Source organism: Helicobacter monodelphidis (assembly GCF_003288845.1).
Classification (GTDB): Bacteria; Campylobacterota; Campylobacteria; order Campylobacterales; family Helicobacteraceae; genus NHYN01.
The window spans coordinates 186698-200856 of record NZ_NHYN01000001.1 but is presented as its reverse complement, the minus strand read 5'-3'; the positions used below and the strand labels follow the sequence as shown (position 1 = coordinate 200856).

The window sequence follows — 14159 nt, the reverse complement described above, 5'->3', positions numbered from 1 at the left end:
ATTATCTTTTGATGAGATAAGATAAGATTTTCAGCAAAGATTTTTTCCTCTTTTTCCCTTTCTTGTTGCCTTAAAATGCTTTCTTTCTCGAGTCTTAAAAATGCGATTTTTTTCTAATCCTGCTTCTAATAATTACTATAAGGTTAAAACTTATAGTGCAAATTCCTATAGAGAAATGCCTAAAAATTCAGATTTTCCAAAAATCTCTGTTTTTGGGCTTAAAGCAGAACCTAGTTTTGAAAAACTTATTCCCTTTTCGTCTTTAATTAGTGATTCTGTGGTAATTACAAAAAATTATTTTTTAATCTCAACTTGGGAAATTAAAGGCATTAACTTTGAGGCAGAAGAAGACGATGAGTTAGATACAAAAAATGATCTTTTGAATATGTTATTTAAATCTTTTGCTAATGAGCCTGTGAGCTTTTATTTTCATAATTGTAGATACTCCATTGAAGATAGGCTCACTTCAAAATTTAATAATGCTTTTTTAGAGGAGATTGATAGAAAGTATTATGAATCTTTCAAACAAGGGATATTAAGAAAAAATGCTTTGTATCTCACTTTAATTTTTGATCCCCTAAAGGTCAAAATAGAAAAAACAGCTTTTATGAAAAGCTCTTTTGAGAGTAAAAGAAAGATGATTAGCCTATTTCTAATGAAATTTGGCGAATTTACAGATAGGCTAGAATCAAACCTTAAAGATTTTAGTCCAAAAAGGCTAAAAACCTATTTAAAAAATAATAAAATATACTCTTACCAACTAGAATTTTACAATTATTTAATTGGTGGTAAATTTAATCCTGTGAGAGTATTATCAGCTCCAATAGATCAATATCTAAATGGCAATTTACAAAATATACAATTTGGACACGAAACAATCCAGCTCAACAGTAATCATGGAGAAAAAAGATTTGCTCGTTGTATTGAAATTAAAGATTACACCAGCGAAACTTTTGCTGGAATTTTAAATGTTTTAATGTATTTAGATATTGAATATATCATCACACAAAGCTTTTCACCAATTTCTAAAATAGATGCTAAATCTGCAATTTCTAAGCAGAAAAAACAACTTATTGCAACTGAAGATGATGGATTTTCCCAAGTGGCACAGATTGATGACGCATTAGATCAACTTACAAATGGAGAGATTTCCTTTGGTAAATATCATTTTTCAATTCTTGTTTATGGGAACACCTTAGAAGAATGCAAAAATAATGCAAATGAAGTTATTACAAGAATGAATGAGTTAGGATTTGGTGTAATTTTAGCAACAATAGCACTTCCTGCTACTTTCTTTTCACAATTGCCAACAAACTTTGCCATACGCCCACGCATTAATCTAATCTCTAGCCTTAATTACTCTTCTTTAATTGCTTTACACAATTTTGCAATGGGTAAAAGAAATAAAAACTGCTGGGGAGATGCAGTTACGATTTTAAAAACACCAAACAAACAACCTTATTATTTCAATTTCCACCAGAGTTCAGGTGCAAGTAAAAATGACTTTGGCGACTTCTTTTTGGCAAATACTTTAATTTTAGGGCAAAGCGGTGGCGGTAAAACAGTCTTTATGAATTTTATTGTTAATCAAATGATGAAATATGCAAATAAAGACACTTTCCCTGATGATGTTCCTGAAAAAAATAGAAAATTTACAGCGGTTTATTTAGATAAAGACAAAGGAGCTTTGGGCAACATTCTTTGTGCTGGTGGTAGATATATTAGTATTGAAAATGGTAAGCCAACAGGATTTAATCCTTTCATGGTTGAAACCACACAAGAAAACATAAGACAACTACAATCCTTAATGAAGCTTTTAGTTACTAGAAATAATGAGATTCTAACAACTAGAGAAGAAGAAATGCTTAATAATGCAGTAAATTCCATTATGAAGGGCTTTGATAAAGAGGAGAGAAAATTCCCTATTTCATTATTACTAGAAAACCTAACAGAAAATGTTGATGATGATAATTCTCTTAAATCAAGACTAGCACTTTTTAAAAGAGGTAAGCAATTTGGCTGGGTATTTGATAATGAATTTGATAATTTAGATTTTCCTGATGATATTAATCTTTTTGGGATTGATGGGACTGAATTTTTAGATGATAAAGATGTATCAGGAATTCTAAGTTATTACATTCTTTGGCGTGTAATGAGCTTAACTGATGGTAGAAGGCTTTGTATTGATATTGATGAGGCTTGGAAGTGGCTGGAAAATGAAATTGTGCAAGAAGAAGTCAAAAACAAATTTAAAACCATTAGAAAGCAAAATGGCTTTTTAAGGCTTGCTTCACAAAGCTTAGAAGACTTTTTAAAACTCAAAAATGCAAAAACACTCATTGAACAATCTGCGACAATGGTTTTTCTACCAAATCCAAAAGCTAAAGATGAGGAATATGTTGATGGTGTTGGTCTAAGCTATGACGAATATATGATTATTAAAGGATTTGATCCTGCAAAAAGACAATTCTTAGTCAAAAGACAAGACGAAAAAGCTATCTGCACTTTAGATTTAAGCTCTTTAGGCAATGAGAATCTAAAAATCTTATCCACTGGAACAACTTATATAGATATCATAGAAAAAATCTTTGCCCAAGAAGATAAAAGCCTTGATGAAAAAGTCGCAGAGCTTAAAGAATTTTATAGGAATGAGTAACCAATGAATGATAAAGAATTAGAAATTTTTAATCTTTGTGAGAAATTATCAGAACTTTTAGGAGATAAGGAGGCTATTGCTGATTTAAAAAGACTTTATGAAAGACACCCTGAAATGTTTAAAGATATGAGAGAGGTTGGGGAAGTGATAAATAATGTAGTCAAAGAACCCGATTTGATTATAAATAATCCAAAAGCTAAAAGTCAAAAAGATTTTATAGTTGCAAAACAAACATTAGAAATTAATAATAAAAAAATGGGTGATATAGGAATTAGGAATGATAAAGGAACAAATGTTATTTATCATACTAACAAGCAAGATAAGCGAAACTTTAATCGTTTTATTAATAGAGCAGTTTCTGGTGAAGCCGTCCACTCCCTTCACACTCTAAGTCAAGATGCTCAGATGGGCGGTGATGATAAATCATCTGGTGTAAATACACTTTCAGAAACTACTTCCCAAATTATACCACAAACGAATCAGAATCTCACAAAAGATTCTAAAGATTCCAAACAAATAGACTTTATAGAGAAATTCAAAGAATTTACAAATAAAAAGAATATACAACAAAATAACTCTCAAGACAAGGAGAGACAATGAGTGAAAGAGATTTGATATATCCTGAACACAAACTAAAAAGAGGGAGTTTAAAAGATGTGTAACACAAACATTGTTAATATCAATAATCAAAAGATTAGTTTTAAAAATAAGGACAACCAAGTCTTCTGCACAAGCTTAGATATAGCAAGAGTATTTGGGAGAAGACACGATAATGTATTATCTATAATAGATAATAAAATAAAAAATCTACGCAAAATAGGCGAGAACCAATATATTCTTAATTTTAAGGAATCATACGAACATCGTAAAATAGAAGGCTTTAAGGGTATTACAAAATATCGCTACTACCAATTAAACAGAGATGGCTTTTCACTAATTACTATGGGTCTTACAGGAGCTAAGGCATTAAAATGGCAAGTTCAATTCATTGATGCTTTTAATCAAATGGAAAAGCTCTTACAACAAAAGATTGCCAATCCTAGTAAATACTTAATGGATTTAATGAATCTTATCTCCCCAAACTTGCCACATGATGACTACAAGGTTAGTGTGATTATTACTAAAAATCCTTATTCCAAAGAATCTAAAAATGTTTTTTCTTTGGATTATCTTGTAGATAACCGCACACCAAAAGATCCAACCTCAAATCAAAAGGAGTTTAACAATGAATAATGTCAATTTAATCGGCTATTTAGGCAAGGATTTTGAAATAGGTAACACAAACAGTGGAAAGCTTTATGCAAAAAATTCTCTTGCCATTACTAAAAGGTGGAAAAATGAAAAAGGTAATGATGAGAGTAGCACAACTTGGATTCCTATTGTGTTGTTTGGTAAGAGTGCCGAAAGTGCTTCTACACATATCAAAAAAGGTTCTCAATTTGCGTGCAGTGGAGAATTATCCTCTAGTAAATATCTTGATGAAGCAGGAAACACTAGAACAATACTAAGTGTGATTGTTTCTAAATTCTATTGGCTAGGCAAAAAGGATAGTAAAGATACACCACAAATCACACAAGAGCCACCAAAAGAACCGCGTGTTGAATACGAACACCCAACAATCAATATAGAATCTGAAGAAATTCCATTTTAGGAGATATTTATGAGAAGTTTGAAATTTTTAGCCACAAGGAAAATCCATTATGCCCCAACAAGTAGGGAAAAAATGAGTCTTAACCGCAGTTATACTAAAAAACTCACAGCATCACTTTTTAGTTTATTCCTATTTTCTAATATTACATTTAGTACTGGAATTCCTGTTGTAGATATTACTGCAAATACACAAATGATGGCACACAACATTCAACAAATAATGGAATGGGCTAAAGAAGCTTTAAGGTGGTTAGAAACTGTAGCACATTATCAAAAACAAATCCAAGCTTATAAAGATGAATTACTTTCAAAAACAGGCGTAAGAGATTCTGTTGCCTTTATGAAAGATATTGAACAAATTTATTATGATTTTGCTGAATCTGGAAAAAATATACAATCTTTTTATAACGATGTATTAAGAAATCCAGAACAATTTTTAAGCCAAAAAGGCAGTGAAATTTTTAACAAATACACGAGCTTTGATAGATGTAATTTTGATTATATGACGCAAGAAGAGAAAAATATTTGCAAAGTGGATTTAATCACCTATGCTGCTCAAGTAGAAACGTATAATCAAGCTTCAGTACAAATGGATACAATTAGTGAAACACTTCAAAAATTACAAGATAAATTGGTTAATACAAAAGACATCAAAGAAAGTGCAGATATTGGTAATGCGATTCAGCTAGAAGTCGCAAAAGTCCAAATGGTCAAAAATCAATTAGATTTAGCAAATGCTAGTTATGAAAACCAAAGAAACATTCAAAAAGATATTGCAAAACAAAAATATTCTAAGTCGTTTAACTATGAATTTAGCAATACGCAAGAGCTTATGGAAAAAGCCAAACAAGAATCCAAATTAAGCTGGTAATGATGAATAATTTATTTCAAACCTTAGGCAAAAGCATCCAACAAATCATTGATACAATCAGACAAGTCGGCGCAAGTGATAAAGTCGCAGAACTTAGCGTTTTATTCTCTATCATTATTACGCTTGTAATTATGCATAAAGGCTTTGAAGTCTTAGCAGGTAGAAGCCAAAGCCCTATTAGAGAGCTTACTTGGGATATAGCAGGAAAACTTCTCGCAATTACTTTTGCATTAAATCTTGGAGGTTGGTTAGATTTAGCAATTTCTGCAATGGATGGAATTTATGAGTGGGCTGGTGGTGGTGCGCAAATGTATAAAAACTTAGATGTTATGTTTGCAAATACCATAAAATTAGCAAATTCAATTTGGGATAAATCAAGTGGTTTAGAAATTATTATGGCAGTTGCCGCAATGCTACTTTGCTATATTGGATTTTTAGTCGCTATCATTCCCACATTAGCGATTTTAGTGGTTACAACATTTACACAAACAATGCTTGTAATTTCTGCTCCTATTGTGTTTTGGCTTTTAATTTTTAAATCTACAAAGAATGTTTTTACACAATGGATTGGACTTTTGCTCTCTAATACTTTGGTGATTTTACTTGTAGGTTTGTTCTTAAAAACTTTTATGACTGAATTGGATAGCTGGACAATTTCATTATCCCAACACACAAAAACTGGAAGTGAAGTGTTAGCAACAGGTATTTTCTATGTAATCTCCTCTTTGATTTTAGCAATTATGATTTTAGCAACAAAAGCTTTTGCTGAAAAAGTCGCAAATGTATCAATGGATGGGGTAATGGGTGGGGCAATAAGTAGCAAATTAACTCCTATTGGTCAATTAGCTGCAAAACCTACAGGATGGGCTGCTGGTAAAACTACAAGTGCAGCAATGGCTGGTGGAAAAGCAGCTGGTAGAGCCGCATATAGTGGTGCAAAAAGAATGTATGAGAGGATGAGAAATGAAGCGTAATTTTATTTTTATGTTTATGTTTGGTGTTTTCTTGAGTGCTTGTAGCACTCATCAAGGCAAATATGATGAGCTTTTTAATAGTCAAAAAGATTGGAAGCCTATTAACGCAGATTTTAATCAAGCTGCAAAGGAATCTAATGATTCTAAATAATATTAGGGTTATTAATTGATACAGAAAGGATAAATATGTCAAAAGATGATTTGGGTAAAGAGCTTGAAAAACAAGGTTGGATTAGCCTAGAAGACAAGATTAAGCAAGTGGAGCAAGGAGAGTTAGCAAAAGAGGATAAAAAACAATCTCACTTTATGGATAAGTTTAATAGCTTTTTCAAAAAGCAAGAAAAAGCTATTGGTAAATCTCTTAATCAGGAAAAAGAACGATGAGGAGTGATTTTAATACCGCTTTAGATTATGAAGCAAGCTTTAGATATTTGATTGAAACAAGCAATAAAAGAGCGTGGCTTGTTGCTTTTATCTCTATTTTTATAGCGATTCTTTCTATTGTTGCTGTTGTTTTACTCACTCCTTTAAAAACCATAGAGCCTTATGTAATAAGAGTAGACAACACCACAGGAATGGTTGATATTTTAACCATACTTGATGAGAAAGAAATTACAAAAAATGAAGCTTTGGATAAATATTTTATTGGGACTTATATTAAGGCTAGAGAGGGATATTACTATGAGCTTTTGAATCAAGATTATTTGCTCACTCAATTAATGAGTTCTGAAAAGGTTGCAAATGAATATAGGGCTTGGTATGAAGGAGATAACGCAAGAGATCAAATCCTAAAAAATTCTAATGAAGTGAGTGTGCAAATTTTAAGCATTGTTTTGGGGGAAAGCAATGGCGTTAAAACTTCAACCATTAGAGCAATCATTGCTACAAAGAATCTCAATACAAGAGGAATAACACAGGCCACAAAAGTCATTACACTAAGTTATGACTATATCTTAGCAAAAGCTAGTGAGGAAAACAGAATTTTAAATCCTCTCGGTTTTAAAGTTTTAACATATCGAGTTGATGACGAAGTGGAAAGATGAAAAAAATAATTCTAATTAGCTTACTTTTAAGTAGTTTTGTATGGGCTTTAAATATTCCAAAAACTTCCATATACGACAAAAGAATTGCGTATGCAGTCTATAACGCCAATGATGTTTTTCAAGTAAATGCTAAAAATGGATATGTAAGTGTGTTGGAATTTGGTATTGATGAGAGAATTATTAATACCGCTACAGGTTTTGCAGAGGGTTGGGATTTAACAGAAAAAGATAATCTTTTATTTATCAAACCCAAAGCTTATCAAACAAAACTTGTTCACCAAGATGAAAACAGCATGGGGAAAAGTCAATCTTCGCAAGAATTTGTGTTAGATCCTAATCCAAATGATTGGAAAACTAACCTAATTGTAACCACAAACTTAAATGCTTATGTATTCGATTTGAAGCTTGTTACCAAAAACAGTAACACCACTTACAAACTTAGTTTTTCATATCCGAAAAAAGATTATGAAGTAGCTAAAGAATTATCTGAGGTGCAAGAGCAAGAAAGTATCCGAACCGATTTAAATAAAAATACCATTCCTAGAAATTGGGATTTTTATATGAAAGTCAATAAAGGCAGTGAGGATATAAGCCCAAATTTTGCCTATGATGATGGCGTTTTTACTTATCTTGGATTTGATAATACTAAAACATTCCCTGCAGTTTTTATATATGAAAATGGCAAAGAAAGTATCTTAAATACACACATCAAAAAAGATGGCAATTATGATGTTTTAGTGATTCAAAAAACTGCTAAACAAATTCTTTTAAGAAGTGGAGATAAGGTTGTTGGAATTTTCAATAAAGGATATGCAAAAAATCCATTACGCAAAACAAGGGAAACTTCTAATGAGAATATTCAAAGAGAAGTTAATAAAAAAGGCAAGAAATGATAAGAATAGCACCAGCAGAATTATCATTTAGCACAAAAATAGTAAGGAAATAGAGAATATGCATAATAAAGAACAAGATGCTTTAAACAACGATTTACAAAATCATACAACAGAATTAAATAGCCAAAAAGATTATCTTAAAAAAATACAGGGTTATGGTATCTTTGCTGTTGGTGCTTTATTGCTCATTGTGTTAATGGTTTATTTTGTGAATTCCTTTTTTAGCAGGAGTAATGTTATTGAAGAAACACCAAAAGAAGACAACAATATGGCACAAAACATAAAACAAAAAGAATTTGCCCCACCTCCTCCACAAAAAACATTTGATGAACTCATAGCACCAAAACCAAAGCAGACAGAAATGCCCATTTTTGAACCAAAACTCCCAAAACCTAGAATTGTTAAAGGCATTGGAGCAACTATTGTTACTTCATCAAGTAGCGGGAATTTTGGAGATGGGACTAAAGCTGGTATGGAATTTGGAGAAAAACAAAATACATTATTTGAGTTTGGACAGAATGGTGCTGGTGTTTTACAAAAATCTAATAGCCTGCAAAGTGGGGGAGATTTTATAGGAGAAGTTTTTACGCCAACAATTGCAAAATTGAGTGAATTTGATCAAAACTTACTCCTTCCTAAAGGCACTTATATAGGTTGCGCCTTAAAAACAAAACTGATAAGTTCCATTAAAGGCGGTATTGCTTGCACTGTTTCAAATGATGTATATTCCGCAAATGGCAATACACTTTTGATTGAAAAGGGTAGCACAATTACAGGAACATTTAATGCAGGTCAAATTGATGATGGAATGGATAGGCTTTTTGTAATTTGGCAGGAAATTAGAACACCTAATAATATTATTATTCCTGTGCATTCAGGTGCTACTGATGAGCTAGGAGCTAGTGGTATGCCCGGCTGGGTAGATCATCATTATCTTAAACGTTTTGGCTCTGCTATTTTACTTTCAATGATTGATGATGGAATGGCTATTTTAGCCGATCAATTAAACAAGAATAATGGTAGTGGCAACAACTATTACAATTATAGCGAAAATACAAGAGACAATACTAATGAAATTGCGAGTACTGTTTTAAAAAAAATGATTGATATAAAACCTACACTTTACAAAAATTATGGTGATTTAGTCGGTGTTTATGTTAATAAAGATATTGATTTTTCAAAAGTTTATAAACTTACAAGGAAAAAGAATGTCAATCACATTAGATAAATATGCACAGCAATATTTTGGGGAATTTTTAAGAGATGATAGCATTAATGAAATCTGCTACAACGGGGATGATAAAATTTGGATACAAAATTCCAAAGGACTTTGGCAATCTGTAACTACTGAACTTGATTTTGAAAGAACAAACCATTTTGCAACTGCAGCTGCTGCCTTTAAAAAAGATAAGATTGATGTATCTCGCCCAATTCTTAGCTGTATTTTGGTAGGTGGAGAGCGTATGCAAATTGTCATTCCCCCTGCTACAAAAAATGAACATATTTCTATTACCATTAGAAAACCTAGTAAAACTCGCTTTAAAATGGAAGATCATGTTAAAAATGGTCTTTTTGAAGATTTAAATCCTAATTCCAATGAAATGAAACCAAACGATGAGGAATTAATTAAGCTTTATAAAGCAAAAGAATACCAAAGTTTTATTTCTATGGCTGTTAGGTTTGGCAAGAATATCATTATTGCTGGTGAAACAGGTAGCGGAAAAACTACCTTTATGAAAACTCTGATTGATTTTATAAGCCTTGAAGATAGGATTATTACTATTGAAGATGTTGAGGAGATTAAATTCTATGAACACAAAAACTTCGTGCAATTATTCTATCCTTCTGAAGCAAAAAGCACAGATTTTTTAAATTCTGCAACGCTTTTAAAATCTTGTTTAAGAATGAAGCCCGATAGGATTTTATTAGCAGAGCTTAGGGGTGCTGAAACTTATGATTTTATCAATGTTTTAGCAAGTGGTCATGGAGGTAGCATTACAAGTTGCCATGCAGGAAGCCCTGAAGAAACATTTACACGACTTGCTTTAATGACTTTGCAGAATCCACAAGGGCAATGTGTACCTTTTGAAATCATCCAAAAAACTCTTAAGGATTTAATAGATATTGTTGTGCATATCCATGCCCATCACGGAAAAAGACGTATCAGTGGTATTTATTTTAAAGAAATCGAGAATATCAAAAAGGGGCTTTAATGAGTAATAAAGAAAAAAGAGGCATCTATAATGTAACTTTTAATGATAAGAACTCTACACCTATCAATGCAGAATTAGAGGCTATTGAAAATGCAATCATTGATTATGTAATTCATTATGTGAAAGGTTACCATAACATCAAAAGAGATATAGGTTTAGGTGCAAAGCATATCAAACTGCATTTAGAAAAAAATAGTGAGGGACAAATCACACTAGAAGAGCTTTTAAGTCTTGGGAATTCTATAAGAGAATATTTAAAAGTGTTTAAAGAGCCTTTTATAGATGAAAAGGAAGCGAAAATTTACGAATGGGAAAATAATAAAGGAATTAGATTTAGAGCTATTACTGATAAGATAACAGGTGGTTATTTGGAGAGACTAACAAAATCTTATCAAAGGGGAGGGTCACAACCGCCACTATCCCCCTCTGATGAAATAATTATAACCTTTTATTCTGATAGGAATCTTAATAAACAAATGGAATTCAAGAATCCAAAGGTTGAAGAGTATTACGCACAAGAAGCACAACAAAATAAATCCGTAAGTGATTTTAAAACAAAACTAGAAGAGTTTAATACCAAAAATAATGCAAATAATAAAAATTTGGAGAGGTAAAATGCAAAATAATAAAAGTATTCAAATTATTTTCCTTATTATAGCAAGCATAATTCTTACATACTTGCTCACCCCTATTCTGTTTTTCTTTTTGAATAAAGTAAAAATAGCACAAGCTCTAGAAATTTACAACATTAATTTTACTTTTCAAGCAATTAGTAATGGTTACCCAAAAATATGGCTTTCTTTAGGTATTACATTTGGAATTTGTTTGATTGCTCTTACTGCTTTAGTGTTAATTTTAAAAACTAAAAAATCGCAATTTGGTGAAGCTAGATTTGCCAATAATAACGAGATTAAGCAAATGAAGTTATTTAATGATAGAGGCATTATCATCGGAAAATATAAAGGCAAATTCTTAAGATTTGGGGGTCAGCAATTTGTAGCGTTAGGAGCTCCTACAAGAAGCGGTAAAGGTGTAGGTATGGTTGTGGCTTATTTGGAGAAGGGTTATTCTTTGCAATCGGCTATTTTTTGTGATACAGGCTTTGAATTTGATGAGATGATTGAGTATATCCAAAAAATTAAGGATTATCTGAAAACAAATTTTTCTACAAATCTTGTCATTTTAGATTCAAGCCATATCATTGAAAAATGGGCGTTTGAAAAACCGATTATTCGTGGAAAATACGAAGGTAGAAAAAGAGGATTCCCAAGAACTTTAGGTGTAGATTATTGCACAAGAGAGGCAAAAATCAAGCCAATCAGAGAATTTGTTTTGAACTTAAGTAAGAAGAGATTCTCAACACAAATGTTAATAGGCTATACCGCTAATGAAGTGCAAAAAGGTAGAGTGTCTAGCCTTGATTATGCAAGAGCAGTTTATCCTTTGAATGAGTGGGGTTGGAATGAGCAAGAATGTGGAGACTTTTTGAAAAAAAGAGGCATTGCTAATCCGCTTTACGAGCATTTTCAGCGGACAGGTTGCTATATGTGTCCTAAGCAAAATAAGCAAAGCTTAAGGAGTTTGTTTTTTCATTATCCAAAGTATTGGGAAAAAGCAAAGCAATTAGAAGCTAAGGCAATGGAATTGAATTGTCTGAATAAGACACTAAAAATAGGAAAAAGTCTTGTTGAATATGAGCAGGAATTCAAACAAGAAGGAAAGCCATTGTTTGCTGAATATGACGAGATGGAGTATGAAGATGTCTGTTTTTGCAAATAAGAAAATGATTAAGGAGTGTGAGTAATGAAGATAGAAATCGTGTTATGTGTAGCTTTATATTTGTTTGCAGTTTTTTTCCTTATAGGTTGTGCTAAACAGCCAGAAGTCATTACAAAAGTGGAATTTGTAGAAGTAAAAGTGCCAGTAAAATGCAATGTTGAACTTCCACCAAAACCAAAAGCAAAAAGAGATTTTAAAAGTGCACAGGAATTAGCAAATTACTACGCTATTTTGGAAGCAAGATTGAAGGAGTGCGTAAAATGAACGAAACAGAATTCAGAGAATTAAAAGCACAAATTAATAGGCTAGAATCAGAGGTAGTTACTTTGAAATCAGAGTTGAAGAGTGCAAATCATTCACTTTTTAAAATAATTAAAATTGTAAAAAATATTCATTTTAGGCAATTTTTTGAAAAAGGTAAAAAATGAAAACACTTATCACACAAGAAAGAATAGAATTCTTATACAACGAAGCAAAAGAAAGCAATCAAGAATTTTTAGAAGAATTCAAAATGCACAAGGATTATTATAATGGAAAACAACTTCCAGATGATGTTCTAAGTGTCTTGAAAGAAAGAGGGCAACCGCCTATTTTTGAAAATATTTATTACAAAATTGGAAATAAAATCATAGGTTTTAAGTTGGCAGGAAAGCAGGATATTAAAGTCGTTCCACGCAAACAGGAGGACAAAAATACTGCAAGTTTGATGAGCGATTTGCTCAAAAGCATCACAGATACCGAAGAGTATTCACTAGAAAAACACGATTGTGATATAGATTTACTTTTAGGTTTAGGTGTTTGGGAGGTTTGTATTCGTGAGTTAGAAGAAGAAGATTCTGTAGGCGTGAAGTTGCGAGAAGTGTTTTTAAAGCATATTCCGACAGAATCATTCCTATTTGACCCTACTTCCTTAAAATCTCATAGTAATAACTTTGCAGAGAATATCTACAATACAAAGGAGTTTCCACAAAGATGCTAGTGTAATAAATCGGCAACATCCACGAAACAGAGCAACATTAGTTAATTAAAATTAATTTTAATATATAGTTATTAATTAATAATATATAATAGTTACTATTAATTAACAAATGAGGCACAAATGAAACTAAAAGATTTTGATTATAGAATATGGAATAAAGAAGCAAATGCCTTTATGGAAATGCATGTAGAATTTGAAAGAGGTAAAGTCAATCTCATTCCGATAAACGATGACAGGTTAGAAATTGAACTCTGGACAGGGTTTTACGATAAGAATGGCAAAAAGATTTATGAAGGGGATATTATAAGTTGTGATACATTCCCTTTTGTCGTTGCTTTTAAGTATAACTGTTTCTATGTCTTAGATACAAAAACACAAGAGATAGTTGAAAATCTTTTTATTTATACACAGCAAGATTCTTTTTGTGTTGAAGTAATAGGTAATATTCATGATAAAAGTTAATTTAATTAACTTTTAATATATATTAATAATTAATAGTATATAATAGTTACTATTAATTAATACAAAAGGACAATGTGATGATTATATCTGTTATAAACAAAAAAGGTGGTGTTGGTAAAACTCCTTTTGCTTTTTCAATTGCTAAAGATTTGGGATACTTCCTGCAAAGCAATGATAATTCTATTATAGAACAGATTTATCCACAAAAAGCAAAAATTTTACTGACTCCAAAAAAAATAGATAATTGCGTTTATGATTTTGGTGGTTTTGTAGAAAAGGGTATATTGGAAATCGTTAAAGAAAGTGATTACATTATTGTTCCTTGCACTAGCGACTATAATTCTTTACTGAGGACATTAGAAACTTTAAACGAAATAGGCAATAGTAATAAAGTTTGTATTCTAGTTACAGATTACAGAGATGATAAAGAAAAAAATCAAATCTGTGAAACGCTTGATAGTAATTTTACAGACTTGAATCTTTTCTTTTTTAAGTTTTCAAAAATTATCAGAAATTCAACAAGTAGCGGAGCTTCTTTTACAGAACTCTATAATGAAAATAATCTTTCAAGATTAAGCTACACAAATTTTTTCAATGAATACCAAAAGCTTTTAAGTTTTATTACAAAGGAGAAATGAT

Annotated in this window: 18 protein-coding genes and 1 pseudogene; all 19 read left to right on the top strand. The window is 31.4% G+C overall.

The window, feature by feature from the left end:
- Window positions 1-94: 94 nt before the first annotated feature.
- Window positions 95-2656: pseudogene (locus CCZ01_RS01010) on the top strand (VirB4 family type IV secretion/conjugal transfer ATPase); the annotation flags it as partial.
- A 3-nt stretch (window positions 2657-2659) separates the two neighbouring features.
- Window positions 2660-3256 carry a hypothetical protein gene (locus CCZ01_RS01005; RefSeq protein ID WP_112051357.1) on the top strand — a complete coding sequence of 199 codons (597 nt, stop codon included), beginning with the start codon at window positions 2660-2662 and terminating at the stop codon, window positions 3254-3256.
- Window positions 3257-3310: 54 nt separating this feature from the next.
- On the top strand, window positions 3311-3889 hold the full coding sequence (locus tag CCZ01_RS01000; protein ID WP_112051356.1) for a Rha family transcriptional regulator: 579 nt from the start codon (window positions 3311-3313) through the stop codon (window positions 3887-3889).
- Entirely contained in the window at window positions 3882-4307 is a 426-nt protein-coding gene (locus CCZ01_RS00995) for a single-stranded DNA-binding protein (RefSeq protein WP_112051355.1), read from the top strand. The genes CCZ01_RS01000 and CCZ01_RS00995 overlap by 8 nt, the downstream gene beginning before the upstream one ends.
- 9 nt (window positions 4308-4316) lie before the next feature.
- Window positions 4317-5177 (top strand): type IV secretion system protein, encoded by an 861-nt coding sequence (locus tag CCZ01_RS00990; protein WP_258436230.1) that lies wholly within the window; start codon window positions 4317-4319, stop codon window positions 5175-5177.
- A 2-nt stretch (window positions 5178-5179) separates the two neighbouring features.
- Window positions 5180-6151 (top strand): type IV secretion system protein, encoded by a 972-nt coding sequence (locus CCZ01_RS00985; RefSeq protein WP_112051376.1) that lies wholly within the window; start codon window positions 5180-5182, stop codon window positions 6149-6151.
- Window positions 6141-6302 (top strand): hypothetical protein, encoded by a 162-nt coding sequence (locus tag CCZ01_RS10285; protein WP_181566260.1) that lies wholly within the window; start codon window positions 6141-6143, stop codon window positions 6300-6302. The genes CCZ01_RS00985 and CCZ01_RS10285 overlap by 11 nt, the downstream gene beginning before the upstream one ends.
- A gap of 35 nt (window positions 6303-6337) precedes the next feature.
- Complete coding sequence (locus CCZ01_RS00980; protein WP_112051354.1) at window positions 6338-6535, top strand: hypothetical protein; 198 nt, start codon at window positions 6338-6340, stop codon at window positions 6533-6535.
- Window positions 6532-7194, top strand: coding sequence for a VirB8 family type IV secretion system protein (locus CCZ01_RS00975; RefSeq protein WP_112051353.1), 663 nt, complete (start codon window positions 6532-6534; stop codon window positions 7192-7194). Before CCZ01_RS00980 ends, CCZ01_RS00975 begins: the two co-directional genes overlap by 4 nt.
- Entirely contained in the window at window positions 7191-8087 is an 897-nt protein-coding gene (gene virB9, locus CCZ01_RS00970) for a P-type conjugative transfer protein VirB9 (RefSeq protein ID WP_112051352.1), read from the top strand. The genes CCZ01_RS00975 and virB9 overlap by 4 nt, the downstream gene beginning before the upstream one ends.
- Window positions 8088-8145: 58 nt before the next feature.
- The gene (gene virB10 / locus CCZ01_RS00965) at window positions 8146-9315 is read left to right on the top strand and encodes a type IV secretion system protein VirB10 (RefSeq protein WP_112051351.1); all 1170 of its coding nucleotides are present in this window, start codon (window positions 8146-8148) and stop codon (window positions 9313-9315) included.
- Window positions 9296-10300, top strand: a complete 1005-nt coding sequence (gene virB11 / locus CCZ01_RS00960; RefSeq protein WP_112051350.1) for a P-type DNA transfer ATPase VirB11 — start codon at window positions 9296-9298, stop codon at window positions 10298-10300. Before virB10 ends, virB11 begins: the two co-directional genes overlap by 20 nt.
- On the top strand, window positions 10300-10914 hold the full coding sequence (locus tag CCZ01_RS00955; RefSeq protein WP_112051349.1) for a hypothetical protein: 615 nt from the start codon (window positions 10300-10302) through the stop codon (window positions 10912-10914). Before virB11 ends, CCZ01_RS00955 begins: the two co-directional genes overlap by 1 nt.
- Window position 10915: 1 nt before the next feature.
- Complete coding sequence (locus CCZ01_RS10975) at window positions 10916-12079, top strand: phosphoadenosine phosphosulfate reductase domain-containing protein (protein WP_112051348.1); 1164 nt, start codon at window positions 10916-10918, stop codon at window positions 12077-12079.
- Window positions 12080-12103: 24 nt separating this feature from the next.
- Window positions 12104-12343 carry a hypothetical protein gene (locus CCZ01_RS00945; RefSeq protein ID WP_112051347.1) on the top strand — a complete coding sequence of 80 codons (240 nt, stop codon included), beginning with the start codon at window positions 12104-12106 and terminating at the stop codon, window positions 12341-12343.
- Window positions 12340-12507 carry a hypothetical protein gene (locus tag CCZ01_RS10270; RefSeq protein WP_181566259.1) on the top strand — a complete coding sequence of 56 codons (168 nt, stop codon included), beginning with the start codon at window positions 12340-12342 and terminating at the stop codon, window positions 12505-12507. The genes CCZ01_RS00945 and CCZ01_RS10270 overlap by 4 nt, the downstream gene beginning before the upstream one ends.
- Window positions 12504-13058, top strand: a complete 555-nt coding sequence (locus tag CCZ01_RS00940) for a portal protein (RefSeq protein ID WP_112051346.1) — start codon at window positions 12504-12506, stop codon at window positions 13056-13058. The genes CCZ01_RS10270 and CCZ01_RS00940 overlap by 4 nt, the downstream gene beginning before the upstream one ends.
- Before the next feature lie 120 nt (window positions 13059-13178).
- Window positions 13179-13520 carry a YopX family protein gene (locus tag CCZ01_RS00935; RefSeq protein WP_112051345.1) on the top strand — a complete coding sequence of 114 codons (342 nt, stop codon included), beginning with the start codon at window positions 13179-13181 and terminating at the stop codon, window positions 13518-13520.
- Window positions 13521-13597: 77 nt separating this feature from the next.
- Entirely contained in the window at window positions 13598-14158 is a 561-nt protein-coding gene (locus tag CCZ01_RS00930) for a P-loop NTPase family protein (RefSeq protein WP_112051344.1), read from the top strand.
- Window position 14159 lies beyond the last annotated feature (1 nt).